Annotated in this window: 23 protein-coding genes; 7 read left to right on the top strand and 16 right to left on the bottom strand. The window is 68.7% G+C overall.

Translation table 11 applies throughout. The features are described 5' to 3' along the window. Positions 1 to 2: 2 nt before the first annotated feature. Both G4D85_RS25360 and G4D85_RS25355 read right to left on the bottom strand, forming a co-directional pair. Positions 3 to 1,337, bottom strand: coding sequence for a phenylacetate--CoA ligase family protein (locus G4D85_RS25360; RefSeq protein ID WP_164016451.1), 1,335 nt, complete (start codon positions 1,335 to 1,337; stop codon positions 3 to 5). Positions 1,338 to 1,342: 5 nt separating this feature from the next. After that, complete coding sequence (locus G4D85_RS25355; RefSeq protein WP_164016449.1) at positions 1,343 to 2,344, bottom strand: hypothetical protein; 1,002 nt, start codon at positions 2,342 to 2,344, stop codon at positions 1,343 to 1,345. A gap of 188 nt (positions 2,345 to 2,532) precedes the next feature. On the opposite strand from G4D85_RS25355, the gene guaD reads away from it, so the two are divergent. The 3 genes from guaD (at position 2,533) to G4D85_RS25340 (ending at position 5,319) form a co-directional block, all read left to right on the top strand. Next, positions 2,533 to 3,801 carry a guanine deaminase gene (gene guaD, locus G4D85_RS25350; protein ID WP_164016447.1) on the top strand — a complete coding sequence of 423 codons (1,269 nt, stop codon included), beginning with the start codon at positions 2,533 to 2,535 and terminating at the stop codon, positions 3,799 to 3,801. Positions 3,802 to 4,009: 208 nt separating this feature from the next. Further along, positions 4,010 to 4,804 (top strand): phytanoyl-CoA dioxygenase family protein, encoded by a 795-nt coding sequence (locus tag G4D85_RS25345; protein WP_164016445.1) that lies wholly within the window; start codon positions 4,010 to 4,012, stop codon positions 4,802 to 4,804. Positions 4,805 to 4,920: 116 nt separating this feature from the next. Next, on the top strand, positions 4,921 to 5,319 hold the full coding sequence (locus G4D85_RS25340; protein WP_164016443.1) for a hypothetical protein: 399 nt from the start codon (positions 4,921 to 4,923) through the stop codon (positions 5,317 to 5,319). 102 nt (positions 5,320 to 5,421) lie between these two features. On the opposite strand, the gene G4D85_RS25335 is transcribed toward G4D85_RS25340, so the two are convergent. Continuing rightward, positions 5,422 to 6,102 carry a MotA/TolQ/ExbB proton channel family protein gene (locus G4D85_RS25335; RefSeq protein WP_164016441.1) on the bottom strand — a complete coding sequence of 227 codons (681 nt, stop codon included), beginning with the start codon at positions 6,100 to 6,102 and terminating at the stop codon, positions 5,422 to 5,424. Positions 6,103 to 6,582: 480 nt separating this feature from the next. Continuing rightward, a complete protein-coding gene (locus G4D85_RS25330) occupies positions 6,583 to 8,385 on the bottom strand; it encodes an acetate/propionate family kinase (protein WP_164016440.1) in 1,803 nt (600 codons plus the stop codon). 97 nt (positions 8,386 to 8,482) lie between these two features. Between G4D85_RS25330 and G4D85_RS25325 the strand changes: the two genes are divergently transcribed. Beyond that, positions 8,483 to 8,983: an SgcJ/EcaC family oxidoreductase gene (locus G4D85_RS25325; RefSeq protein ID WP_164016438.1), complete on the top strand. Its 501-nt coding sequence runs from the start codon at positions 8,483 to 8,485 to the stop codon at positions 8,981 to 8,983. A 19-nt stretch (positions 8,984 to 9,002) separates the two neighbouring features. Here G4D85_RS25325 and G4D85_RS25320 read toward each other — a convergent pair whose 3' ends face one another. Next, the gene (locus G4D85_RS25320; protein WP_164016436.1) at positions 9,003 to 9,407 is read right to left on the bottom strand and encodes a hypothetical protein; all 405 of its coding nucleotides are present in this window, start codon (positions 9,405 to 9,407) and stop codon (positions 9,003 to 9,005) included. 292 nt (positions 9,408 to 9,699) lie between these two features. Here G4D85_RS25320 and G4D85_RS25315 point away from each other — a divergent pair, with 292 nt between their 5' ends. Then, a complete protein-coding gene (locus G4D85_RS25315; RefSeq protein WP_164016434.1) occupies positions 9,700 to 11,463 on the top strand; it encodes a hypothetical protein in 1,764 nt (587 codons plus the stop codon). 9 nt (positions 11,464 to 11,472) lie between these two features. Here the strand turns inward: G4D85_RS25315 and G4D85_RS25310 are convergent, their stop codons facing one another. The 4 genes from G4D85_RS25310 to G4D85_RS25295 form a co-directional block, all read right to left on the bottom strand. After that, positions 11,473 to 12,609 (bottom strand): ABC transporter permease, encoded by a 1,137-nt coding sequence (locus tag G4D85_RS25310; RefSeq protein WP_164016432.1) that lies wholly within the window; start codon positions 12,607 to 12,609, stop codon positions 11,473 to 11,475. Further along, positions 12,606 to 13,610 (bottom strand): ABC transporter ATP-binding protein, encoded by a 1,005-nt coding sequence (locus G4D85_RS25305; RefSeq protein WP_164016430.1) that lies wholly within the window; start codon positions 13,608 to 13,610, stop codon positions 12,606 to 12,608. The genes G4D85_RS25310 and G4D85_RS25305 overlap by 4 nt, the downstream gene beginning before the upstream one ends. Next, entirely contained in the window at positions 13,607 to 14,641 is a 1,035-nt protein-coding gene (locus tag G4D85_RS25300; protein ID WP_164016428.1) for an HlyD family secretion protein, read from the bottom strand. The genes G4D85_RS25305 and G4D85_RS25300 overlap by 4 nt, the downstream gene beginning before the upstream one ends. A 143-nt stretch (positions 14,642 to 14,784) precedes the next feature. Beyond that, complete coding sequence (locus tag G4D85_RS25295; RefSeq protein ID WP_164016426.1) at positions 14,785 to 15,936, bottom strand: alpha/beta hydrolase family protein; 1,152 nt, start codon at positions 15,934 to 15,936, stop codon at positions 14,785 to 14,787. A gap of 176 nt (positions 15,937 to 16,112) precedes the next feature. Between G4D85_RS25295 and G4D85_RS25290 the strand changes: the two genes are divergently transcribed. Together G4D85_RS25290 and G4D85_RS25285 are read left to right on the top strand one after the other, a co-directional pair. Further along, positions 16,113 to 17,708, top strand: a complete 1,596-nt coding sequence (locus G4D85_RS25290; RefSeq protein ID WP_164016424.1) for a multicopper oxidase family protein — start codon at positions 16,113 to 16,115, stop codon at positions 17,706 to 17,708. A 292-nt stretch (positions 17,709 to 18,000) separates the two neighbouring features. After that, a complete protein-coding gene (locus tag G4D85_RS25285) occupies positions 18,001 to 20,232 on the top strand; it encodes a patatin-like phospholipase family protein (RefSeq protein ID WP_164016422.1) in 2,232 nt (743 codons plus the stop codon). A 35-nt stretch (positions 20,233 to 20,267) separates the two neighbouring features. Here the strand turns inward: G4D85_RS25285 and G4D85_RS25280 are convergent, their stop codons facing one another. The 7 genes from G4D85_RS25280 to G4D85_RS25250 all read right to left on the bottom strand — a co-directional run bounded on the left by G4D85_RS25280 (position 20,268) and on the right by G4D85_RS25250 (position 25,620). Further along, on the bottom strand, positions 20,268 to 20,510 hold the full coding sequence (locus G4D85_RS25280; protein WP_164016420.1) for a hypothetical protein: 243 nt from the start codon (positions 20,508 to 20,510) through the stop codon (positions 20,268 to 20,270). A gap of 66 nt (positions 20,511 to 20,576) precedes the next feature. Next, positions 20,577 to 20,948 (bottom strand): holo-ACP synthase, encoded by a 372-nt coding sequence (locus G4D85_RS25275; protein ID WP_164016418.1) that lies wholly within the window; start codon positions 20,946 to 20,948, stop codon positions 20,577 to 20,579. A 55-nt stretch (positions 20,949 to 21,003) separates the two neighbouring features. After that, on the bottom strand, positions 21,004 to 21,240 hold the full coding sequence (locus tag G4D85_RS25270; protein WP_164016416.1) for an acyl carrier protein: 237 nt from the start codon (positions 21,238 to 21,240) through the stop codon (positions 21,004 to 21,006). Positions 21,241 to 21,282: 42 nt separating this feature from the next. Next, positions 21,283 to 22,527 carry a beta-ketoacyl-[acyl-carrier-protein] synthase family protein gene (locus G4D85_RS25265; protein ID WP_164016414.1) on the bottom strand — a complete coding sequence of 415 codons (1,245 nt, stop codon included), beginning with the start codon at positions 22,525 to 22,527 and terminating at the stop codon, positions 21,283 to 21,285. Next, entirely contained in the window at positions 22,524 to 23,804 is a 1,281-nt protein-coding gene (locus tag G4D85_RS25260) for a beta-ketoacyl-[acyl-carrier-protein] synthase family protein (protein WP_164016412.1), read from the bottom strand. Before G4D85_RS25260 ends, G4D85_RS25265 begins: the two co-directional genes overlap by 4 nt. Before the next feature lie 41 nt (positions 23,805 to 23,845). Next, positions 23,846 to 24,643, bottom strand: a complete 798-nt coding sequence (locus tag G4D85_RS25255) for an SDR family NAD(P)-dependent oxidoreductase (RefSeq protein ID WP_164016409.1) — start codon at positions 24,641 to 24,643, stop codon at positions 23,846 to 23,848. A gap of 17 nt (positions 24,644 to 24,660) precedes the next feature. Continuing rightward, a complete protein-coding gene (locus G4D85_RS25250) occupies positions 24,661 to 25,620 on the bottom strand; it encodes an aromatase/cyclase (RefSeq protein WP_164016407.1) in 960 nt (319 codons plus the stop codon). Between the last annotated feature and the right edge of the window lie 9 nt (positions 25,621 to 25,629).

The raw sequence follows: 25,629 nt of genomic DNA, 5'->3' as shown, positions 1-25,629 counted from the left end.
GGTCATTTCGAGTCGTAGGGCGCGACCTCGCTGGCCGCGCGCGGTTGGACCTTCAGCTCCAGCCTTCCGTCCTGGTGCCGGGTGGCGAGCTCGGGGTGGACGGCGAAGAGCCGCAGCACCAGGTCTCGCACCACCTCCTTCACGCGCTCGGGGAACATCCACGGCGCGTAGCGCAGGCCCAGCGTGAGGGTGATGCGCTCGGGGCGGTGGCCGGGCTCGGCGGGCCGGTGCTCCACCGCGTAGTGCAGGTCCCCCGTGAGCTCCAGGCCCTGGCCGCCGGGCAGGTCCGGGAAGCGCGGGGAGATGGCGAGGTCCGGCAATGCTTCCAGCGCTTCGTAGAGGGGACCGGAGAGCAGCAGCGGCACCACCTTCGGACCGCTCGTGTCCAGCACCGAGCGCTTGAGCCGCCCCAGGTAGCGCACCTGGAGGCCGGCTGGCCCCTGTGGCTCGCCCACCGGCTCCACCAAGTCCCCGGTGAAGTAGCGCACCAGCGGCATCTGCTGCATGAACGGGTAGAGGCCGGTGAGCAGCAGCACGCCCGGGCCTTCCTTCACCGGCTCCAGCGTGCGCGGGTGCACCACCTCCGGGACGATGTGCGGGTCGAACACCCAGGTGCCGTCCGAGCCGCACTCCACCGCGCCTCCGAACATCTCGGTGAGGCTGTAGCGGTTCTGCACCTTGGCGCCCCACAGCGAGCCCAGCAGCCGCTGGCGGGCGGGCGTCACGTGGCCGCCGAAGAGCACCAGCGTCTTCACCGGGTTCTTCGCCAGGTCCACGCCCTCGGCGAGCAGGTAGGCCGTGAGGGCCTTCACCATGCGCTCGGTGCCCATCACCACGGAGACTCGCGGCGCCACGCCGGGGACCGTGTGGGTTCGCTCGAGCACTCCGCGCGCCTGGACGGCTTGCGCCTTGTCGTGCACGCCCACGGACATCACGTAGGCGTGGCTGGGCATGGGCGTGAGCGCGCCGTGGTAGGCGTTCATCAGGTTCATGTACAGCGGGCGCGGGCCGGGCCGGGGCTCGGCCATGAGCTGGGCGCCGAAGAAGTCCCAGACGAAGGCCTGCTCCGCGGGACCCCGGTACACCTGGAGGAAGGCGCCGGTGGTTCCGGTGGTGTGCTGCACGGCGGCCGGCGTGCCCGTGTCACACAGGAGGTCCCCCTGGTGCTGGACGACCTCCTCGCGGAAGAGCACTGGCAGCCGCGCCAGGTCCTCCAGCCCCCGGAACGGGTTGGCCGCCTCCGCGAAGCGCTTCCGATAGAAGCGCGAGCGCGTCGTGCACCAGGTCACCGTGTCCTTGAGCAGCGTGTCGCGTAGCGCGTGGACGGAGTCGGCCATAGGGCTCACTCTCCGCTACCGGAACCGGGGCGGGTGGCGTCGGCCACGAAGGCGCCGAAGGCGTCCGCGAAGCCGGCCCTCCCGGGGGCGGCCGCGCCGGGCTGCGCCATGAAGGGCTGGGCGGTGAGCGGCTCGGCCACCATCGGCTCCGCGGCGAAGGGCTCAGCGGCGAGGGGTTCTGCCGCCAGGGGCTCTGCGGCGAGAGGCTCGGCTGCGAGGGTTTCGGCTGCTAATGGCTCAGCGGCGAGAGGCTCCGCCGCCATTGGTTCTGCCGCCATTGGTTCTGTCGCCATTGGTTCTGCCGCCATCGGCTCCGCAGCCATCGGCTCTGCCGCCATTGGCTCCGCCACCATCGGCTCGGCTGAGAGGGGCTCTGCGGCCATCGGCTCGGCAGCGAAGGGCTCGGCGGCGAAAGGCTCCGCAGCCATTGGTTCGGCGGCGAAGGGCTCTGCTGCCATTGGCTCCGCAGCCATTGGTTCGGCGGCGAAGGTCTCTGCGGCCATCGGCTCCGCGGCCATCGGTTCGGCGGCGAAGGGCTCCGCTGCGAGTGGCTCCGCAGCCATCGGCTCTGCAGCCATTGGCTCTGCCGCCATCGGTTCGGCGGCGAAGGGCTCAGCCGCGAGTGGCTCCGCGGCCATCGGTTCGGCGGCGAAGGTCTCGGCCACCATCGGCTCCGCTGCGAAGGTCTCTGCGGCGATGGCCTCTGCGGCGATGGCCTCCGCGGCGAGCGCCTGGGCGGCGATGGCCTCAGCGGCGGCGGCCTGGGCGGTGGGGTTCTTCTCTCCCACGGCCCGCTGGGCTGCGTTCTGTACCTCGTCCAGCTCGGCGTTGGCGCGCTTCATCAGCGCCTCGGCGAGCTGCGGCAGGTTGGCGCGCTGCCGGGCGTCGGCGAGCACGGTGCGCGAGGCGGCGACCTGCGCGACGGACCGGGCCAGCGTCTGACGCACCGCCTCGTCCTTCACCTTCAGCGCCTGCCGGTAGAGGGAGGACAGCTCGGTGGGATCCATGGCTCTTCACCTCCGCCCGCATCGAAGGTCCGCCGGGCGTCATGGGCGCGGCAGTGTGCAGAGGTTGGATCCCCGTATCCACGGGGAGTGAGCAAAAATTCACTATCAGTGTTTCGTGGCCAACCCATGGAGGTGGCCCCTGTTCAGGGCTGAGCCATACTGCGCGGGATTTTTCGCTGGAGCCTGACTTGTCCCATCAGTCCCTTCCCACCCTGCGTGGTCGCGTCCTCCGTCCTCGAGCGGAGCAGGCCGGCTTCGAGCTGTTGCCGGATGCCCTCATCGAACTGGACGCGCGCGGGCGCATCCAGGCTGTGGGGCCTGCCCCCGCGGACTGCCGCGTCCCGGAGACGCACCCCGGGACGGTGTTGCTACCGGGCTTCGTCGACACGCACATCCACTTCCCGCAGACGCGGATGATTGGCAGCGCGAGCGGACCGCTGCTGACCTGGCTGGAGCGCTCGGTGTTCCCGGAGGAGGGCCGCTTCCGGGAGCGGGCCTATGCCGAGCAGGTGGCAGTGGAGTTCTGCGACGCGCTCATCGCCCAGGGCACCACGAGTGCTTCCATCTTCAGCTCCAGCCACCCCGAGGCCACGGACGCGCTGTTCGCCGAGCTGTCCCGGCGAGGCCTGCGGGCGATGGCGGGGCTGACGCTGATGGACCGGGGCGCCCCCCCGGCGGTGCTGCGCGAGGCCCCGGCGGCGCTGGAGGCCTGCGAGACGCTCATCGAGCGCTGGCACGGCCACGACGAGGGACGGTTGCGCTTCTGCGTGACGCCACGGTTCGCGCTGAGCTGCACCTCGGAGCTGATGCGGGGCGCGGGGCGGCTGGCGGAGCGGCACGGGCTGTGGATGCAGACGCACCTGTCGGAGAACCGCGAGGAGCTGCGCGCCACGGCGGCGGCGTTCCCCGGGTCGGCGGACTACCTGGGCGTGTACGAGGACCACGGGCTGGTGGGCAGCCGCAGTCTGTTCGCGCACTGCATCCACCTGTCGGAAGGGGAGTGGGAGCGGATGGCGCGTCGCAACGCGGTGGTGGCGCACTGCCCGGACAGCAACTTCTTCCTGGGCAGCGGGTGCATGCCGCTACGCAAGGCCACCGAGCGGGGCATCCGGGTGGGCCTGGGGACGGACATGGGCGCGGGGCGGACCTTCTCCCTGCGGCGGGTGGCGGCGAGCGCGTATGACGCGGCGTTGGTCCTCCAGTCGCCGGTCACTCCGGAGGAGTTGTTGTGGCGCGCCACGGCGGGAGGGGCCCTCGCGCTGGGGCTGGAGGGCGTGGGGCGCATCGCTCCAGGCTACGAGGCGGACCTGGTGGCGGTGGACGTGCCCGCGCACGTGTCGGCACAGGATGCACTTGTCGATGCGCTGCTGTTCCGGCGCGATGCGGGGCCCGTGCGGGCCACCTACGTGCGAGGCCGGCGTCTGGCGTCTGGCGGCCTCGCTCCGCCCCGGAGCTGAGCCGCCGTCTCGTCCGCGCCCCCTTGGGTTGACACCCAAGAGGGGCCGGCTATCGTTTGGCCCGACATGATGATGACCCATTGCATGCAGTTCGCGGTGTTCCTGGGCGCCTGAGGCGCCTCAAGAGCATTCTTCCGGGGCGGCCTGACGGCCGGCCCTTTTCGGCTGTGCTTTCGTAACAGCCATTGCGAACTCATGGGTTTCCATCATGCCTGGCATTACGCCCGCGCTCTCTCGAGCGCAAATCGAGCAGTTCATCACTGACGGCTTCGTCCGCATCGACCACGCCTTCCCGCGAGCCCTGGCCGACGAGGCCCGCGCCATCCTCTGGGCCGATACGGGCTGCACGCCGGATGACCCCAGCACCTGGACCCGGCCGGTCATCCGTCTCAACCAGTATGGGCATCCGCCGTTCAGGGCCGCCGCCAATACACCGGTCCTGCATCAGGCGCTCGACCAGCTCGTCGGTCCCGGTCGCTGGGAGAAACGCGGCACGCTCGGCACGTTCCCGGTCCGTTTTCCTTCCCCAGACGACCCGGGCGACGCCGGCTGGCATGTCGATGTCTCCTTCAACCACGAGCATCCGGACTTCATGGAGTGGCGCGTCAACATCTCCTCGAAGGGCAGGGCCCTGTTGATGCTCTTCCTCTTCTCCGACGTCGGGGAGGACGATGCCCCCACCCGCATCCGGATCGGCTCCCACTTCGACATGGCCCGTCAACTGGCTCCGGCCGGTGAAGCGGGCATGTCCTTGCGCGAGCTGGCCGCCGATGGCTTCGCGCGAAGCGCCCATCGTTCCGAAGCGCTGGCGACCGGCGAGGCGGGAACCGTCTATCTCTGCCATCCCTTCCTGGTGCATGCCGCTCAGCCACATCGGGGCAAGAACCCGCGCTTCATGGCGCAGCCGTCGCTCCTGCCGGCCGAGCCACTGATGCTGGAACGGTTGGAGCAATCCTACTCGCCGGTGGAGACAGCCATCAGGCGCGCGCTTGCGCTGGAATAGGCTTGGGGCTGAGACATCTCGGATTCTCAGACTCAGTGCATTTGACGACCCCGGGGCGTTCATAGAATCGTGCCGCCCCCCAGTCACTGGAATGACATCGAGGGTACGCAATGGGATTGGCAGAGAGAAAAGCGCTCGCGCTGTATCAGCAGAACGTGTTCCCGACCTGGCAGAAGAAGTTCAATGACCTCCTGGGGTATCCCCTGGAGATCGAGGTCGAGTGGTCCACGCTGGGCGAAGAGGGTCAGGCCCACCTCTTCGAGGAGGGAATCAACGTCATCTACTTCGAGCCCCTGCGGCTGGCGATTCAAGCCCTCGCCGTCGACGACTTCTCGAAGCAGGCGCTGCGTGACGGTTTCAAGAAGTACTTTGTCAGTGGCATCGAGCCGGCCGACCGGCAGTTCTACAGCTTCGCCGACAAGACCCTGTTCTACAGGCACAACTTCAGCGGCAACGAGAACGACCTCCCGGACAAGAAGGGTCGCATCGTCCAGATTCTCGAAAAGAATCTCTGATTGAGTTGTATTGCATTGGGGCATGGCCGGAAGCCGCTGGCTCCAGCGGCTTCCGGCCACGATGGTGCTCCAGGGGCCTTCGTCAGGCAGGCGAGGACCGTGTCACCGCGCGGTGGCGCGTGCGCGCTTGAGGGCGCGGGCCGCTGCGTCGAGGAACTCGTTGCTCGCCTCGGAGAGGTCCACCGCGCGGGCATCCACCCAGCTCTGCAGGGAGTTGTAGGCCATCACCGAGGGGATGGCGACGAGCAGACCGAAGGCCGTGGTCACGAGCGCCTCGGCGATACCCGTCGAGATGGTGCCAATGCCACCCGCGCCCGCCGCGGCCATCTGCTCGAACGCGGTGACGATGCCCATGGTGGTGCCAAGCAGGCCCACGAAGGGGGCGGTGGAGGCCACGGTGGCCAGATGGCCCAGGCCGCGCTTGAGGCTCTGGACCTCGCGCTGCGCCTGACGCTCCAGACTGCGCGCCACCGACTCCATGGCTTCCTCACGGCTGTCCATGGCGGAGCCGCGGTAGGCGGTCAGCCCCGCGCGGATGGTCCGGCCGAGGTAGCCCACGTCCATTCCCGTCTTGCTCTGGGCCGCGGCCTCGAAGTCACCCCCTTCGAGCAGCGTGCCCATCTCCGAGGCGAACTTGCGCGAGTGACGGCGGGACGCGCGGAAGAAGAGGACGCGCTCGGCGAGGACGACCAGGGAGAAGATCGACATCAGGGTCATCACTGTGACGACGAACCGCGCGAAGAGGCCCATCTGATCCCACAGGTCTGAGAGATTGAAGTGCATGGTTGGAACGAGACGCGCCTCCTCGCGCGTTGGGCCACGGGCGGCCCCTTGGGGAACAACGGGTGAGAGCACCCGAGAGCCAAGGTACGCAGCCGCCCGGACGAGAGGGTGTCCTCTCGCCCATGAGATGGTCATCGTTCAGTCATGAGGTCAGCGCTTCGCACGGCGCTCGGACTTGCCGCGCGACGGGATAGGAGGCATGAGGGTGTGAGGCTCGCCGCTGTCGAGCTCAAGGAGCAACACCATGCCCAAGGGTCAAGAGAAGGCGAAGAAGGACAACAAGCCGAAGCTGACGACGAAGGAGAAGCAGAAGAAGAAGAAGGAGAAGGAAGAGAAGAAGAAGTAGCCCGGCAGCTGAAGGGCCCCGAGCTCACGCTCCGGGCCCTTCAGCGCGGCGAACCCCGGTCCGGCACACTTGAAGTAGAGCGTGCCTCCAGAGGGGAGGGTGGTAGCAGCCCCGCCTCCCCACGGTTCAAGCCCTCAGGCCCCGCCCGTTTGCACGCCGCCGAAGGCGACGACGCTGTCGCTGGTCAACCCCGCCGCGTTCGCCTCGTCGGTGTCGACGTGCATGTCGAGGCGGAAGTCGGGGTGGACGCGGACGAGGACGTCGCCCATCGTCATCTCGCGGTCTCCCTCGACGCGCACCTGGATGACGTTGCGGTCCTTGACGCCGAAGTCGCGCGCCTCCTCCGGGCTCATGTGCACGTGCCGGAGCGCGAGGATGACGCCGCTCGGGATGGTGACGGTGCCCGCCGGGCCGCGCAGGGTGATGCCGGGCGTCCCCTCGAGCTTGCCGCTCTCGCGCAGGGGAGGTGTCACGCCGAGCGTGAAGGCGTCGGTGCGCGCCAGCTCCACCTGGGTCTGCTTGCGCAGCGGGTTGATGATGGCGACGCGCTGGATCTCTCCCTTGGGGCCGACCAGGTCCACCGTCTCCCGCGTGACGTACTGCCCGGGCTGGGTGACGTCGCGCTTGCTCGTCAGCTCATACCCCGGGCCGAAGAGCGCGTCGCAGTCGGCGCGGCTGAGGTGGACGTGGCGCACGCTGACGCCCACCGGAATCGGCCGCGCGCGCACGCTGCGCAGCGTTGCCGTGGGCCCCACCAGGCAGCGCATCACCTCGCGGGCAATCATCCGCTCCTCGTCGGTGCGCACCACCAGCACCTGCGTGGGGGCGCGCGGCGCGGAGACCTCCACGATGCCGCCATGGTCCGCCGGGCGCTGAGTCTCGTTGGCTCGCTCGTCGAGGGAGACGCCCATGAAGAGCAGCCCCTCGCACACCCGGCTGCGCACCAGCGCGGAGTTCTCACCGATGCCGCCGGTGAACACGAGCGCATCCGCCCCGCCCAGCACGGCGGCGTACGCACCGATGTACTTGCGGATGCGGTGGACGAACACGTCGATGGCGAGGCGCGCGCGCGGGTTGCCGGCGTCCGCCGCCTGCTGCACGTCCCGGAAGTCCGCGCTGACGCCCGACAGGCCCGCGAGGCCCGACTGGCGGTTGAGCAGGGTGTCGATCTGCTCCGGCGTCATGCCATCCTTCGCGAGCAGCAGCGGCAGCGCGGGGTCGAGGTCCCCGGCGCGCGTGCCCATGACCAGCCCTTCCAGCGGCGTCATGCCCATGGAGGTCTCCACCGAGACACCGCGCTCGATGGCGGAGATGCTGGCGCCACCTCCGAGGTGGCAGGTGATGAGCTTGAGCCTCGACAGGTCCGTCTTGAGGTGCTCGGCCGCGGACAGCGCCATGAACTGGTGGCTCGGGCCATGGAAGCCGTAGCGGCGCACGCCCTTGGACAGGTAGAGCTCGTGCGGAACCGCGTACGTGTAGGCCTGGGGCGGAAGCTGCGCGTGGAACGCGGTGTCGAAGACCGCGACGTGCGGCACCGAGGGGAAGACCTCGCGGGCCGAGCGGATGCCGGCGAGGTTCACCGGGTTGTGGAGCGGGGCGTAGCGCGCGCACTCCTCGATGATGGCCTCGACCTTCTCGTCGACGGGCGTCGGGGTGATGAGCCGCTCGCCCCCATGGACGACGCGGTGTCCGACCGCCGCGAGCGAGCTTGCGTCCGGCAGTGGGCCCCCCGCTCGGGTCAGGTGCGCGAGGATGGAGCGCAGCGCGCCCTGGATTTCCCGCCCGTCGACCGGGGCGCTGCCCGCTTCGTGGACGTGCAGGGCCTCCGCGGTGCCGATGCGCTCGACGCGCCCCGCCGCGAGACGGGCCTCGGTGTCCATCTCATAGAGGTTGTATTTGACTGAGGTCGAGCCGACGTTGACGACGAGAACCTTCATGGTGGGGCAAACGTACCACGATGGCAGCCTCCCATCGGAGGGGCCAGGGGCGAGATTCCGGTGCTCACGGCAGGGCCGTCATGGCAGGCTTCCCGCCATGACACGCCTTGTTTCCGTCCCGGTCCTCGCGGCCCTGAGCCTGCTGCTGTCCACCGCCTGCGCGACTCCCAACCGCGCCAGGGACGAGCAGGTGCTCCGCGAGCTCGTGAGCGCCCAGGCAGAGGCCTGGAACCGCCAGGACGCGGTGGCGTGGAGCCGGGACTTCACGTCGGACGCCGCGTTCATCAACATCGTCGGCACGGTGTTCCAGGGCCACGCGGAGATCGAGCAGCGCCACGCGGCCATCTTCGCCAGCATCTTCAAGGGCTCTCAGGACCGCGTCACCGTGCGCGCGCTCATCTTCCCGGCCCCGGACGTGGCCATCGTGGACACGGTCCATGAGGTGACGGGGCACACCGGCCTTCCCCCGGGCGTGCAGAACACCGAGGAGGGGCTGCTGCGGACGCAGATGCGGTACGTGATGAAGCGCACGGACGGAGCGTGGCGCATCGTGGCCGGGCAGAACACGGACGTGAAGCCCGCGCCCCGTCCCCGATAGGCGCCCGAGGAGGCCGTGGTCACGAGGGGCGCTGCGAGGCCTTCACGAACGTCCGGGCCTCGCGCTCGACAACAGCCGCAATCTCGTCGACGGACGGCCACTCCGTACAGGGGATGGTCATCTCGTCCGCGTATCGCTGCGCGGCGAGCATGATTCCGGTCGTGATGTCGATGACAGGCGGAAGGTGCAGGGCGGCAATGTCGAGTTCGGCCTTCGCTTTCGCGAGCTGATTCAGGGCGGCGAGCGCGTCTTCACGATAGGGACCGCGCTCCGCCGACTTCGCCACAAGCACCATTCCGTAGGCCGCCGCAGCGGCCCTTTCGCTGCGGTCGTCACACCGCGTTCGAAAAAACTGGAGCACCTCCTGAAGCGAGGCGCATCCGGTGACTTCACCAAACGCAGAGGCATCATCGGCCAGCGACATGACTCGTCTCCCTCATGTGGCGCTCCAGTGTGCCTGCCTGGGCTTCACGGGGCCTCGAGCTCCGATGCCCCGCTGAAGCGCCGTGCGGAGGGATGATAGCGCGAGGCGTCGTGGACTTCGTCTGCCGTTACCGGGTCCTGCACGGCGCGCCTCGATGAGGAACCATTCGCCTCGCCCAGCGGATCTGGCGTAGGCTGTTCCACATCTGGTGCCCCTACTTCGTCCATGAATCCGTGCCGGCAATGCCGGTGGGGATGGGGCACCGACTTTTCTTTCCGGGTCGGGAGGGAACATGCCTCGGGTACTGCGTGACGTCGTCGGGACGCTGACGCATGCGGGCGCCGCCGCCTTCGACCTGTCCCAGTCGGATCCGCTGACGCACCTGACCTTCACCAAGGGCGCGGCGTTGCTGGAGGATTCGTTCTACCGGACGCAGGTGGAGGAGGTGCGGGCCTACTCGGCCGCCCTGCTCGCCGCCGAACGGCATGAGCGCGGCTTCGGCTGGAAGTTCGCGGCGTACATGCGAGACCCGGTGAAGGGGAAGGGCAACCGCATCCAGGGCAGCCTCGCGCCGGCCATCCTCGCGGCGGCGGACCCGGAGGGCGCCTTCACGGAGGAGTACACGTTCCGCTGCCTGCGGCACCGCGCGGACGACGTGGTGCTGTTCGTCACGCACTTCGAGAACCTGGGGCTGGGCGAGGTGCCCGTGGCCGCGCGCAAGGGCATGGCCCGGGCGCTGGCGGAGATGGACGAGTACCAGGTGCTCAAGTACGCGGGGCGGCAGTTCCCGGTGCTGCGGCGCCGGAAGAACGGCCAGCGCGCGAGCCTTCGGCTGGTGGATGCGATGGGGCTGGCGAAGGCGCACCTGGATGAGCGCACGCTGAAGCTCTACCGCTACCTGCACGCACCGACGCGCGAGCGCGGGAGCCTGACGGAGGGGCTGCCGCTGCTGGCGGCCCGGCGCGCATTCTTCCGAGGGGGCGCGGCCGACGTGGAGCGCTTCGTCCAGGGGCGGCTGTCCACGGAGCAGGCGCTCTCGTTCATGGGCTCGACGCAGGAGACGTGGCTGCGAGTGCTGGATGTGCCGGGGCTGCTGCCGGACCTCGCCTTCAAGGGCTACGTGCGGGCGATGTACCTGGCGGGAGTCTCCAAGAAGGTGCTCCTGAGAGAGGTGCGCAGGCGGCGCTTCGCGGGGCTGTGGCCGCATCAGGTGTACATGGGCTGGCGCGCGGCACGCATGGGCAGCACGCGGGAGACCCACGCGGAGGAGACGTGCTTCCATGCGGACCCGGTCCATGAAATCGAGCCCGTCTTCGATGCCATCCTGGAGCGGGTGTGCGAGGGGCTGCTTCCGGAAGGCAAGAACCTGGGTATCGCCGACATCTCCGGCTCCATGTTCACCGCGCCGCTGGGCGGCACGAAGAGCTCCGCGCACGTGGGGGACGTGGCGGTGACGCTGGCCGCGGCGATGGCGCTCGAGCTGGGCTACGCGGCGACCTTTTCGGACGACATCTTCCTGGAGGACCGCCAGCCGGAGCAGGGCGTCTGCGACCTCGCGCAGTCGCTGCGCCAGGGCCAGGGGTGGGGCAGTACGCAGGTGGCCAACTCGGTGGTGCACCTGATCTTCCGCCTGCTGGATGAGCCTTCGCGGCCGAGGCCCCGCACCCTCTACTTCTTCTCCGACATGCAGTTCCACCCGCCGGAGCTCCAGACGGTGGCGTCGGGCAGGGTGGAGCTGCTGCAAGGGCGGGGCGTGCGCTTCGAAACGAACATGCCGCCACTGCTGGCCGCGTTGCAGGCGTGGCACCGTGTGCTGGGACCGGTGGACGTGGTGCTGTGGAATCTGGCGGCGTATGAGAACGCGCCGCTGCCGTCGACGTTGCCCAATGTGCTGCTGCTCGCGGGCTTCGACGCGAACTCCTTCCGTCACGTCTCCACGTGGCAAGGGGCGGGCAGCCCGGCGGTGCCGGCGACGCAGGGCCCGGCCGTGACGCCCGCGGACGCGGGGGCGGGGAAGAAGCCCTCGGCGGAGCTCGACTTCATCCGGGCGTTCTGACCGGGCACTTCACGCCGTCACCTTCTGGAACTGGCGCACGCTCAACCCCAGCAGCACAGTGGCCAGGGCCAGCAGCGCGAGGACGTTGGGCAGCAGCTCGCCCAGCGTCGCGCCGCGCAGCACCACGCCGCGCATGAGCTCCACCATGTGCGTGGCCGGCAGGATGCGTCCCAGCGCATACAGGGGCCACGGCAGGCTCGAGGCCGGGAAGATGTAGCCGCTGAGGAAGATGGACGGGAGGATGAAGAGCTGCGCCAGCTGCAGCGCCTGCGCCTGGGTCTTCGCGCGCGTGGAGACGAACAGTCCCAGCGCCAGCAGCGCGAACAGGTACACCACGGCCATGGCGAAGAGGAACAGCAGGCTGCCGCGGATGGGCACGCCAAAGGCGAAGCGCATGGCCAGCAGGATGAGCAGCATCTCCCCCATGCCCAGCATCAGATAGGGCACCAGCTTCCCCAGCATCAGCCCGAGCGGGTGGACGGGCGTCACCAGCAGCTGCTCCAGCGTCCCCTGCTCCCGCTCGCGGACAATGGCCACCGCCGTCAGCATCGTCGCCACGATCTGCAACAGGATGGCCACCAGCCCGGGGATGATGAAGTTGGCCGTGCGGCCGCTCGGGTTGAAGAGGATGAGCGGATGCGCGTCGACCAGCGGCGGGGCCGTGGCGCCGACCTGCTCGGAGGCGGCGTCCAGGCTCACCTTCGCCGCCAGCCCGTTCACCGCCGCCACGGCCTGCGTGCTGACCACCGAGTCCGAGCCATCGATGAGCACCAGGACCGAGGCCTGCCGGCCCGGGTCCGCCTGGACGCGCGCGGCGCCGAAGTCCGGGGACAACACCACGCCCACCTTCGCCCGGCCCTGGACGATGCGCTCGCGGGCCTCCCGTGGATTGCTCGTCACCTCCACCACCCGGAAGGTGTCGGTGGCCTCGAGCTGCTGCACGAACTGGCGGCTGATGCTCGAACGGTTCTGGTCCACCACCACCGTGGGCACGTGCCGCACCGTCTGGTCCAGGAACCCGAACAACACGAGCTGGAAGAGGGGAATGGAGAGCGCGGTGATGAGCGTGGCCCGGTCCCTCCGGATGTGGACGAGCTCCTTGCGCAGGATGGAGACGAAGGAGTCCCAGATGAGGCCCAGGCTCATGACGCCACCTCCACGGGCTCGGACTGGAGGACCGCGGCCCTCGTGGCCTCGCGCTCGCGCGCGGCCTGCTCGGTGAGCTCGACGAAGACGTCCTCCAATGACGGAACCACGGCGCGCACGCCCGAGGCGGGAAAGCCCGCCTCCTCCATCCGACAGACCACCTCCGCGTCCGTCAGGTCCTCGCCCACCAGCGCCTCCACGGACTGCCCGAAGAGGGTGGGGCCACGGCACCAGTCCGCGGCCTTCAGGAAGGCGAGGGCGTGCGCGGGCTGCCGCGTCTCCACCGCCAGGCGACGCACGCCCGGTGGGTTGACGCCGGGCAGCCGCTTGAGCTCCTCCGGGGTGCCCGTGACGAGCAGCTTCGACAGGTACAGATACCCCACCTCGCCGCAGCGCTCGGCCTCGTCCATGTAGTGCGTGGTGACGAAGAGCGTGACGCCCTCGGCGGCCAGGCGGAAGAGCAAATCCCACAGCTCGCGCCGGGCCACGGGGTCGATGCCGGCGGTGGGTTCGTCGAGGAACATCACCCGGGGCTCGTGCATCAGCGCCGCGCCCAGGGCCAGCCGCTGCTTCCACCCGCCCGACAGCAGCCCCGCGCGCCGCTCCAGGTACGGTTGGAGGCGCGTGAGCTCCACCGCCGCTTCCAGCCGCTCCCGCGCCCGTGTCCCGGACAGGCCATAGACGCGCGCATAGAACTGGAGGTTCTCCAGGACGGAGAGGTCCGCGTAGAGGGAGAAGCGCTGGCTCATGTAGCCGATGCGGCGGCGGATCTCCTCTCCCTCGCGCGCCACGTCCAGGCCAAGCACCCGCGCGCCTCCCTCCGTGGGCGCCAGCAGTCCGCAGAGGATGCGGATGAGCGTGGACTTGCCACTGCCATTGGGTCCGAGCATTCCGTAGATGGAGCCGCGGTCGACCTCCAGCTCCACCCCGTCCAGCGCGGTGAAGGCTCCGAAGCGGCGGGACAGGCCCCGGACGGAGATGGCCGGCTGGGACGCGCTCATTTCGGCACCGAGACGTAGGCGGCCATGCCCGCGCGCAGCTGGCGCAGTCCCTCGTCGCGCAGGCCGATGCGCGCGGCGAAGACCTGTCCGGCGCGCTCGTCCGCCGTCTGGAGGTTGCGGGGGGTGTACTCGCCCTCGGAAGCGAGGTTCTCGACGACGCCCGGGAAGGTGCGGCCTGGGAAGGAGTCCACGCTCACGGGCACCTGGCTCCCCGGCGTCAGCCTGCCCAGGTGCGTCTCCGGCACGTAGAGGCGCACGAAGAGCTGCGTCTCTTCCATCAGCCTGGCGGCGGTGGCATTGACGGGGATGAGGTCGCCGGGCCGCAGGTCCAGCGCCTCCACGCGGGCGTCCACGGGCGCGCGGATGGTCAGCTCGGACAGGGCCACGTCGACCGCCTCCAGCCGGCCCCGTGCGGCCTCCACCACGCCCTGCTGCGCGCGGAAGTCCTCGCGGGTGCCCTGTCGCAATTCCTGGAGCCGGGCGCGGCGGGCGTCCCGCTCCGCCCGTGCCTGCCGGAGCCCGGCCTCGGTGTCGTCAAGCATTGCGCGGGTAATCGCCTGCTGCTGGAAGAGCGTCCGCATCCGGCGCGCGTCCAGCCCCGCCTTCTCCATCCCCACCTGCGCGGAGGTCAGCTCGGCGCGGGCGCGGAACAGTTGTGCGTTGCGGCTGCCAGCGTCGGGCCCGGACTGCTCCCCGGCGCTGGTGCCGCCCATCAACTTGTCGAGCTCGGCCTGGGCCTGCACGAGCTGGCCGCTCGCCTGGAGCCGCTGGGCCGGCAGGTCTCCTGGCTCCAGGACCACCATCGGCTGACCTGCCTTCACGAGGTCGCCCTCGCGGACGAGCACCTCCTTCACGCGGCCGCCCACGCGCGAGCCCACGGCGATGTCGCGGGCCTCCACGGTGCCAGCCCAGGTGTAGGGCTGTCGGGCGGACCAGGCGCGCTGGCCTCCAAAGGCCAGCAGCGCCACGGTCAGGACCGCCAGGGGAATGAGGCGCTTGGGGTGCTCACGCAGCTTGCGTGCAATGCGCACCCTGCGAGGGAGAGCTGCTGCTGGTGCCATGATTCACGACTCCCGTGCGTGGCCTCCAGGGCCAGGCTGTCTGGGTTCTGGGGGCGGTTGCTCCCCCCGCGAGGCGACGGAGTTCCCGTCCCGAGGAGGGGGGATGCGGCGGCTCAGTGCCGGGTGGGGGACAGGGCGTCCACCATCCAGTCCGTCATGCGCGGGACGTAGTCGCTGAAGTAGCTCGTGCAGACGTGCCGCGTTCCCGGGTAGGTGATGAGGGCCGTGTCGCCCCGGGCCCACTCCATGACCCGGAGGAAGGACTCGTAGGGGATGATGATGTCCTTCTGGGCGCCGACCATGAGCAGTCGGGCGGTCATCCCGGGGAGGTCCCGCAGGTGCAGGGACTCCTTCGCGAGCCGCGCCATGCCCTCGTCGCTCGACTGATGGAACACGTGCCGGAAGTCCTTGCGCACCATGACGTTCATGTCCAGGAACGCGTCATGGTCGAAGCCTCCGGAGATGTTGATGACCGCCTTGATTTCCCGGGGAAACAGCGCCGCCAGCCGGGACACGAGGTGGCCTCCGAAGCTGGCTCCGCAGAGGCCCAGCCGATCCGGGTCGACCTCCGGCAGATTCATCACCGTCTTCAGGACAGGCTCGAAGACGCGCTCGAACCGGGGATCCAGCGGATGGTCCTTGGACAGCAGACCCTGGCCCGGCCCGTCGAACATGAACACCGAGCAGCCCCTCGCCTGGAACTCCTTCGCGAAGGAGTACATCTCCACCTCGGTGGACGACTCGAGGGCATTCACCAGGATGACACACGGTGAGGGGCCCGGGCCGCGCGCCGGCATGAAGTAGGCGGGGAGCTGAAGGTCCTGATAGGGAACCGACAGCATCCGTATCTCGTGGTCGAGGTAGGGAAGGGCCCGCTGGAAGAGCTCGGTCACCTTCTGACGCGAGCGGAACTTCTTCTCCTCGTCGTCGAAGAACATGAACTGCCCGTAGTGGTAGCAGGCCGAGGCCTTCAGCAGCCACTGCCGCTGCGTCACGCGCGCACCCTGGCGTTCCGCCTCCTCGGCCCGCACCTCGTAGGTCTGCCCGAAGCCCGCCCAGCGGTCGTGCCAGTCATCCCAGCCCTCGTAGATGCTGGCCTTCTTCAAGCCGAGCAGCGCGTGGGTGATGTCTCCCCACTCCAGTCCGCCCAGCTGCATGCGGGCGATGAAGTGTTCACAGGCCTCGTAGGTGGCTGGTGGCAGACGCTCCATCTGCAGCTGCTGCTCCTCGGGTCTCATATCGGCGAGGCTCGTGATTCGTTGCATGCGGTGCTCCTCATTCAATGGGTGAACAGGTCCACAAAGGTGGACGGCGCTTTCCTGGCTTGTGATTGGAGCCTGGCCGGCGAGAAGAAGCGGGCAGCGGGCCAGCCCACCGGGACGTCACTTCCAGGTCGAGCCGACTCCACCTCGCCTGAACCCGATGTGCCTGGAGCATGCCCATGCGAGAGATGCGTGATGAATCAATCCCCGAGCGTGAGGAGGTGCGCCGGTCCCCTGATGAGAGGGACAGGGAGGAGAACGACTGGTGCGAGGAGCGGCCGAACAAGGATGTGGATGTCCGGCTGGAAGTCCGGTACGCCCTCAACAAGATCGCCAAGACGCTCAAGGACGGGAAGGTCGTGGCGTCGGATGAGGTCCGGCTGCGCTCCTATAACGGCAAGCTGGTGGGACCCGTCATCGAGGTGCGCCCCGGTGACACGCTGAACGTCTTCCTGAACAACAACCTCCCCGAGATACCGCCACCTCCGCCGCCTCCTCCTGGGACGCCTCCCCCTCCCAACAACATCCCGCACGGCTTCAACGCCACCAACCTCCACTTCCACGGGCTTCATGTCTCACCGGCCGGAATCTCGGACAACGTGATGATCGCCGCCGGCCCGGGGGACCGCCTCCAATACGAGGTGAAGATTCCTCGCGACCATGCCGCGGGGACCTACTGGTACCACCCCCACAAGCACGGCTCGGTGACGCTCCAGGTCGCCAGCGGCATGGTCGGCGCCTTGATCATTCGCGGGGACATCGATCGCGTCCCCGCCATCAAGAAGGCCAAGGAGCGGATCTTCGTCTTCCAGCAGATTGCCTACGAGCTCAACGCCCAGGGCATCGGCGAGGTGGAGAGGTACGCCCCCACCTTCACCCCCCTGGGGGGCTGGCCCGTACTCATCCAGCAGGGCCGCCGCTTCACCATCAACGGAGAGGTCGAGCCGACCTTCATCCTCAAGCCCGGCGAGGTGCAGCGCTGGCGGTTCATCCACGCGGGCACCCGCGAGCCGCTCCAGGTCAAGCTGGTCAAGCGCGACCCGAAAACCCGAGCCGAGGTGCCCATTCCCCAGTACCAGATCGCCTTGGACGGCATCACCACGGGCTTCATCGACAGGGTGGATGTGACGGAGCTGCACCCCGCCTACCGCGCGGACGTGCTGGTGCGTGCCGTCGATGACAAGGGCAAGCCCCTGCCGGAGGGCGTCTACTGGCTCGTGGACGAGAACCCGGCCGCGCGTGGAACCCCGAGCCGGGACCTGGCGCGCGTCGTGGTGAAGGGCGGCAAGTGCGAGATGGCGCTGCCGAAGGAGAGCGAGCTGAAAGGCCTCGCCCCGTTCAAGCCCATCGAGGACGACGAGATCACCGGGACCCAGGAGGCCCATTTCTCGATTGACCCTCCCAACCCCAATCCTCCGCCGCCCCCCGCCGTCCAGCCCAAGTTCCTCATCAACGGCAAGGAGTTCGACCCCCACGCCCCTCCGCGCAAGCTCAAGCTGGACGCCGTGGAGGAGTGGAACATCTCCTCGCGGGACCTGGACCATCCCTTCCACATCCACGTCAACCCGTTCATGTTCAAGCGCGCGGACGGGAGGGTCGTCTGGAAGGACACCATCAACCTGGCCCCTCTCCAGAGCATGAAGGTGCGCACCCGCTACACGCGCTACATCGGGGTCTTCATGGTCCACTGCCACATCCTGGTGCACGCGGACCTGGGCATGGCGGAGACGATGGAGATCGTGGCGCCGAGACCGGCGCACGTCCACGAACATTAGCACTGAGGGGCAAGTGCCTCGAGGCGTGAGTCGTGGGAGTCCGCCACCGGGAGTGAGTCGGTGGTGCCTTGCCACCCTACGCCAGCGTCTCATGCCCACTGCGGCACGAGGCGCTGGCGGGAAGGCAAACCCTTGCAGCTCGTGACGTGCTGTCACCACCACCTTGCCCATGAGCCAGTCTTCGGAGGGTAGGCCGTGGAGGAGATGGGCAGCCGGTCACAAACCCTGACGTCACAAATCAGCATGGATGTGGAGCCCTGTCCTGAACTCACCGGGCTCCCTGGAGACAGCCATGCGTCAGGAAGCAGAACCGAACCGGGACAAGCCGGCCCGCAACTCCGACTACCAAGCTCCCACGGAACAGTGCGACCTCATCATGAAGGGAGGGGTCACCAGTGGGGTCGTCTATCCGTCAGCAGTCCTTCAACTGGCGAAGAAGTACCGCTTCCGTTCGGTCGGAGGGACCTCCGCGGGAGCCATCGCGGCGGCGGCCACGGCGGCGGCCGAGTTCGGCCGGGAGAAGGACTCGAGCCCGGAGGTGGGCTTCGCCGGCCTGGGCAAGATGATGGAAGAACTCAAGCGGGAAGGCTTCCTCCTCCACCTCTTCCAGCCAGCCCCTCAGGCGCGCCCGCTCTTCGATAAGGTCCTCCAGGTCATCGACATCTACCAGTCGTCGAATGGGGAACGCGGGGACGGCCGGTTGCTGGAGTTGATGCAGAAAGTGCTGAAGAGCCCTGAGGGCCCCAAGCCTCGCAAGCGCGTCTCCCTGGTGTCGCTGCGTGGCTCCGCCAAACTGCTGGCCTGGCCAGTCCGGTCGATTGCCCGCGCCCTTCCGAAACCGCGGAAGACGCTGGCCATGCGCTCGACCGCATGGTTCCTCTTGAGGCTCGCGCGCGGCCTCGTCGCCAACTATCGCTCGCTCAAGGGAAGCTTCGAGTACGTGCTGGACAAGGATGCAAGCTTCTACGCCCTCTGTACCGGAAATTGGCCTGAGTCCTCCAACGAGAACAGGCAGGACCCTGCCCTGACCCCCTGGCTTCATGAGCGCATCCAGCAGCTCGCCGGCCTCGGCATGACCAGCCAAGAAGTCCTCACCCTCGGCATGTTGAAGAACAAGCGCCTGCCCGAGGACGCCGCCATCGACTTCCGGATGGTGACGACGAATCTGAGTCAACGCCAGCCATACACCTTGCACGGCGAGGATGCGAAAGAGCTGGACCGCAAGTCGCCGCCGCACCCGGAGGAGCTGGATGCGGGCTACCTCTTTCGTGAGGACGACATGCTCAAGCTCTTTCCTGAAGAGGTGGTGACCTACCTCAAGGAGTGGAGGGACTCCAAGCAGTACTCGGCCTACGAGAAGCAGTGGCAGCGGGACAAGGCCGCGTTCGAGGGCTTCGACCTCTCCGCAGCCGGGGAACAGGGTTACTTCCCCTTTCCGTCAGGCAACGCGCTTCCCGTCCTGGTGGCCACGAGGATGAGCCTCAGCTTCCCGCTGCTCCTCAGCGCGGTGCGGCTCTACTCCATCAAGAGCGACACCCAGAGGAGCAGGCGTCAGCTGGGAACAAAGCAGAGGCCCTACACGCTGGTGACGAGCCCCCAGTCAGGCAAGGACGGAGACCTGCGGGAGAACTGGTTCAGTGATGGCGGCATCGCGAGCAACTTCCCCATCCACATCTTCGACGCCTGGCTCCCCGATCGGCCCACGTTCGGCATCAACCTGGCGGACTCGCAGCTCCCCACCTCCTTCACGGGGGAGAGGAAGGCCCCCGCCCATCGCAGCGAGTCGGACGTCTTCCTGGCCCAGCCTCGGGAAGTCCTCAGGCCCCACGTCTACCCCATCGAGGACCTCCGCGGCTTCCTGGGCTCCATCTTCGACACCGCCCAGAACTATCGGGATAACACCCAGGCCCGGATGCCCAGCTACCGGGAACGGGTGGTGCACGTGAGCCTCAAGCCTGGCGAAGGTGGGCTCAACCTGAAGATGGACGAGGACACCATCGAGGTCATCGCGGCGAAGGGCGCGGAGGCGGCACAGGCCCTGGAGAAGTTCGACTTCGACGAGCACCGGTGGGTGCGGCTGCTGGTCCTCCTCTCCAGGTTCGAGCATGAGTTCGTCCGGCTGCGCGAGCGCTACGAGAGGGATGCAAAGAAGCAAGGCCCGGCCTTCATGGCGGGGCCAGCGGTCCAGGCGCCGGAGCAGGGGACTGGCAATGGCCCGACAGGGAAGGAAGCGCTTCCGGCATGGAGACGGGAAATGGCTCGTCAGTACGAGGAGCTCCTGACCCGGCAGTACAAGGACCACGACGTCAAACACCGCGACTGGTACCGCGGCAAGATTACAGATGCGGACTGGGACGCCTGGAAGAAGGAGTCCGCGCGGCGCATGGACGCGCTGGCTTCGCTCATCTCCAGTTGGACCTCCGACAGTACCGGCGCGGTGTTCTCCTACAACGATCAGGAGTTCTTCTTCGCCTATGACGAGCCCATTCCCGAGGGCATCCTGCGCGTGACGCCCGAGCACTGATTCCGGAGCCGGCCGGAAGCTCGCCACCGGCCGCGCTATGGGTCCGTGTCTGGCGTGTCCTCGAGGAGGGAGGCCAGTGCGCCGTCCCGCGGCTGGCCTCTCGCTCTCTCCAGCGAGGCCGTGAGCAGCTCCAGCAGCTCGGACGTCAGGCTGATGACGTGGGACTGCGAGTACCCATGGGCAACGAGCTCGCGAAACAGCGAGCTCGCGATGATACGGATGCCCTGGGCCTTCTCGTTCGATGTCTGGTCTGGAAGGGTCTTGCCGAAAGAGCGCATGGTGTGTCACCTCGTTGACTTTCAATGGGGTGGAGCCCTCAATGCGGCTTTCGTGATGCATGTGTTTCAGCGTTCGGCGATGACCGTGGCCACCGCCATTCCCTCGCTGTGCGTCAGGGTCAGGTGGAGGCGCTGGACTCCGAGCCTCCTCGCCGCCCGCCTCGCGGCGCCGCGCAGACGCAGCGCGGGCCGTCCTTCGGGCGTGTGGAACACCTCCAACTCGTGCCAGGCCAGTCCGTCTGGAGCGCCCAGCGCCTTGAGCAGCGCCTCCTTCGCCGCGAAGCGCGCCGCGAAGTGCTGGGCAGGCTGTCCCCGTGCCCAGCAGTAGGCCCGCTCCGCCGCAGTGAAGACTCGTGCCTCGAAGCGGCCCTCGTTCCGAGCCACGAGCCCCGCCATCCGCTCAATCCCACACAGGTCCATTCCCATACCGATGATCATCCCCGTCCCCTTTCCCCGGCAGGAGGGTGTTGCCTCCGGCCAGGCGTGGCCGCCGTCACCCCGCCTCGGCGCCCACCAGGGTGTAGATGTCCCGCACGGTCCGGATCTTCTTCTCCGCGCCATCGCCAAGCGACGTCGAGAACGCCTTCTCCATCTTGCAGACGACCTCCACCATCTCCGTGGAGTCCACGTCGAAGTCGTCCTTGAGCGAGGCGTCGGGCTCGAACTCCGCCTCGCCCCGTCCCAGCAACGCTGAGAGCACCTCGCGTACCTTCTTTTCCTTGTCCGTCATGGCTTCTTCTCCTCCTGAATGAGATGGGGCCGCGGCCAGGGCTCAGGCCCTGGCGACGCGGCTGATGATCAGCGACGCGTTGAGTCCTCCAGAGCCGCGGCCGTTGAGCAGCACGTGCTCGACCCGCTCCAGCGGGGTGGCTTCGGTGACGAGGGCGACATCCAGCGCCTCATCCGCCGTCCCGGTGCCCACCGTCGGCGGCACCAGCGCATGCTGGATGGACAGCGCCGCCAGCCCGGCGTCCAGGGCGCCTCCCGCCCCGTAGAGGTGTCCCGTCATGCTCCTCGGCACCGTGACGGGCACGCGCCGGGAGGAGCCACCGAACACCTTGCGCAGGGCCGCTGCCTCCTGCCTGTCTCCCTCCGGCGTCGCCAGCCCGTCCGCCAGGACGTACGAGATGGCGTCGGGCGTCAGGTCCGCGTCCTCGAGCGCCTTGCGCATCGCCACCGACAGGCGGCGTTCCTCCGGCGGGAGGAGGGCAGGGTGGCACGCGTCGTTCGCCAGGCCGAAGCCGAGCACCTCCGCGTAGATGGGAGCCTGGCGCTCCAGCGCGTGTGTGAGCTCCTCCAGCAGCAGGAAGGCCCCTCCCTCCGCGGGCACCAGCCCCTGCCGCTCCGCATCGAAGGGGAGGTAGGCGCCGGCCGCCGGTGCGTCCGGTCCGACGAGCACGCCCTCGGTGCCGCAGGCCAGGTAGGTGAAGGGGGTAATGGGGGCCTCGGAGCCTCCCGCGAGGCTCACGTCGCAGAGCCCGTCCGCGATGCTCCTCGCCGCGAGCGCGACGCTCATGTGCCCGCTCGCCCGCTCACCACACACCGTCTTGCTGAACCCGCGCAGCCCGAAGTGGATGGAGATCTGCCCCTGAGGCGCGGCGGGGAACCAGGACGTGGCCTGGAAGGGGCTCACCTCCTTGACGCCCTCCGTGTGGAGCTTGCGCAGCTCGCGGTCCGTGAAGTCCCACCCGCCGAAGCAGTTGCCCACGAAGACGCCCATGCGCTCGCGGTCCACCTTCTCCAGCTCCAGTCGCCCGTCCTCCAGCGCGAGCCGCGAGGCCGCGACGGCGTATTGCGTGTACGGGTCCAGCTTGCGCGCCAGCCGCAGGGGCATGAAGTCCGTGGGCGTGAACCCATCCACCTCTCCCGCGAGCGCGCACGGGTAGCCCGTGGGGTCGAACCGGGTGACGCGCCGGATGGATTCCTTCCCGGCGCGCACGTTGTCCCAGATGGCCCGGTGGCCGATGCCCCCCGGCGCGATGAGCCCGATACCCGTCACCACCACTCGACGGCTCATGACAGTCCTCCCTCGTAGCCCGGGCTCGTGAGCACCAGGGCGCTGTGAATCCCGCTGAAGCCGCTGGCCCCCTTGAGCACCACGTCCACGCGCCGACGGCGGCCCTCGTTCGGCACGTAGTCCAGGTCGCACGCCGGGTCCGGCGTCTCGTAGTTGATGGTCGGGGGCACCTCCCCCCGTTGAATGGTGAGGACCGAGGACACCGCCTCCAGCGCGTTGGCCGCGGCCAGGGGGTGGCCCACCATGGACTTCAGTGAGCTGATGGGCACCCGGTACGCGTGCGCTCCCAGCACGCTCTTGAGCGCCGCCGTCTCGTTGGCATCGTTCTGCGAGGTGGAGCTGCCGTGGGCGCTGACGTAGTCCACCGTGGCCCCTTGCAGCCGGGCGTCGTCCAGGGCCAGCCGCATGGAGCGCGCGAGCGCCGCACCGTCCGGTGGCAGGTCCGTCATGTGGAAGGCGTTGTTGCAGGAGCCGAAGCCCCGCACCTCGGCGAGGATGGTCGCTCCGCGCCGCAGCGCGTGGGAGCGCTCCTCCAGGATGAGGATGCCCGCCCCCTCGCCCAGCACGAACCCGTCGCGGTGAGCGTCATACGGCCGCGACGCGCGCTGGGGCGCGTCATTCCGCTTGGACAGGGCGCCGATGACGTCGAAGGCCGCCATGGCCACCGGGGTGATGGGGGCCTCCGCGGCCCCGCAGATCATCACGTCCGCGTCACCGTGCCGGATGCAGTCCAGGGCAAAGCCGATGGCATCCAGCCCTCCGGTGCAGCCCGTGGTGAGCGCGCCGCAGGGCCCGTGGGCGCCGTAGCGGCTGGCCACCTCCGCCGAGGCCACGTTGAAGGTGGAGGCCTGGTAGAGGGTGGGGCGGACCTTCTCCGGCCGGATGGGCCCGGTGCCCCGCTCGGTCAGCGTCAGGAAGTCCCGTTCCATGAGCGGCGTGCCGCAGATGGCGTTGCCCACGCACACGCCCATCCGCTCGCCGTCCACGCCGGAGAACTCGAGCCCGGACTCCTTCACCGCTTCCCGGGCCGCCACCAGGGCGAACTGGATGTACCGGTCCAACCGCCGCGACTGCTCCGCGCTCAGCCCCTGCGCCAGCGGGTCGAAGTCCAGCGCCTGACCGGCGATGCGGCTCTTGAACCCCCGGGTGGGAAACACCTCCACGGGATGGACGCCCGAGCGTCCCGCCATGGCATTGGCCCAGAAGGCCTGCGTGCCAATGCCGTTGGGGGCGACGATGCCGATGCCCGTGACGACGACCCGTCGTCTCTGCTTCATGTCCCTGATTTTCACGCGCAACTCCTGCTCAGCTCTGGGGGTTAGTAGTTTCCGAGTCCGCCGCAGACGTTGAAGGCCTGCCCGGTGATGCCTTGCGCTCCCGCGGAGGCCAGGTAGGCCACCATCTCCGCGACCTCTTCCGGCTGGATGTAGCGGCCCAGCGGCACGCGTTGCTCGATGCGCTTGCGGGCCCCGTCCTCGTCCACGCCCCACAGCCGCGCGTAGCTGCGCCGCGCGTGGCCCGCGAGGTCCGTCTCCACGAACCCCGGGCAGACGGCGTTGACGGTGATGCCCTGCGGCGCCAGCTCCAGGGCCAGGGACTTGGTGAAGCCGATGACGCCGTGCTTGGAGGCGCTGTAGGCCGCCGCGTAGATGACGCCCTGCTTCCCGCCGGTGGACGCGGTGCTGATGATGGACTTCAGCGTGGAGTCGGAGTTCCCGTTGAGCACCGCCTTGGTGACGTAGAAGACGCTGTTCAGGTTGGTGTCCACCACCTCGCGCCAGAGGTCGTCCTCCATCTTCGCGGTGACGCCGCCACCGCCGCGCCCCGCGTTGTTGACGAGCACCTGTACGGGGCCCAGCTCGGAGACGATGGCGTTGACCGCCTCCCTCACTCCGTCCGCCGACCGCACGTCGCAGACGGCGATGGCCGCGCGGCTTCCCGCCTCGCGCACTCCGTCCGCCGTCTCCTCCAGCTGCTCCCGGGAGCGGGCCATCAAACCGACGCTGTACCCAGCCCGAGCCAGCCGCAGGGCGGTGGCCCTTCCAATCCCCCGGCCCGCGCCGGTAATCAGCGCGACCTTCGGCGTGTCCGTCTTCGTGTCTGTCGTTGCAGTCATGGTGGTTCCTTTCGTGCTCACGCTTCCACGCGAGCCTTGATGGCCTGCATGGTTCCCAGGCTGTTGGCGTTGATGGCGTTGGCGACCCGGCGCAGGGCCTCGGCCGTCCCGATGTCTCCCCACAGCTCCTTCGCCTTCTCCGGCGCGAGCTCGACGGCGTGCCACGACACGACGCGGGCCCCGCCCGGGACGGGCTCCACGCGCCACTCGCCGGTGTGCACGCGCAGCACCGGGGGCGGCTCGGGCTGGAAGTAGGTGATGTTCTGTCCGTGGGTGTTGCACCGCCGGATGGTGCGGATGCGCTCCTCGCTCCCCCGCACGTCCACGGTCATGACGAACTCCTGGTTCCTCCCGTCGTCGTAGCGCATGTCCACGGCGCGGCAGTGGGGCAGCAGGCGCGGCCACTCCACGGCCAGCTGGAGCAGCTCGTAGACGCGCTCCGGGGGGGCGGAGATGGTGAGGCTCTCCTCGAACTCGGCGCGCGGCGGAGCCCGCTTCGTGGCGGCCCGCTCCTTGGCCTCCAGGAACTGCTTGAGGGCCTGGAGCTCATGCTGGCTGTTGTTGTCCGTGGAGCGCACCATGAAGTCGTGCGCCTCCTGCTCGGTGGAGACTCCCTCCACCAGTCCATGGGGCCGGGGCTTCACCGCGAAGCGGTGCTCCAGCACCGCCAGCGTCCCCGAGCTCAGCGCGTGGAAGTGCCAGTCTCCCTCCATCCGCTCCAGCAGCGGCGAGGGCCGCACCTGCCGGAAGGAGATGTGCCGCACCTCGGGGTGGACCTCGCGCTCCGAGTGCCAGCTCATGAGCTGGCCATTGGCGAGCGCGGAGATTTCAATGAGCTGCCGGCCTCCGTCCTCCTCGAGGACCCTGGCGGCCTTGCAGGGCGGGAAGATGGCTGGCCAGCACTCGACGTAGCGGATCAGCTCGAAAGCCAGCTTCACGGGTGCATCAATCTCAATCTGATGTTTCATGCGGTACATGGACAGACT

It is taken from the genome of Pyxidicoccus trucidator (genome assembly GCF_010894435.1).
Taxonomy (GTDB): domain Bacteria; phylum Myxococcota; class Myxococcia; order Myxococcales; family Myxococcaceae; genus Myxococcus; species Myxococcus trucidator.
This window is presented reverse-complemented; position numbering and strand designations above follow the sequence as displayed.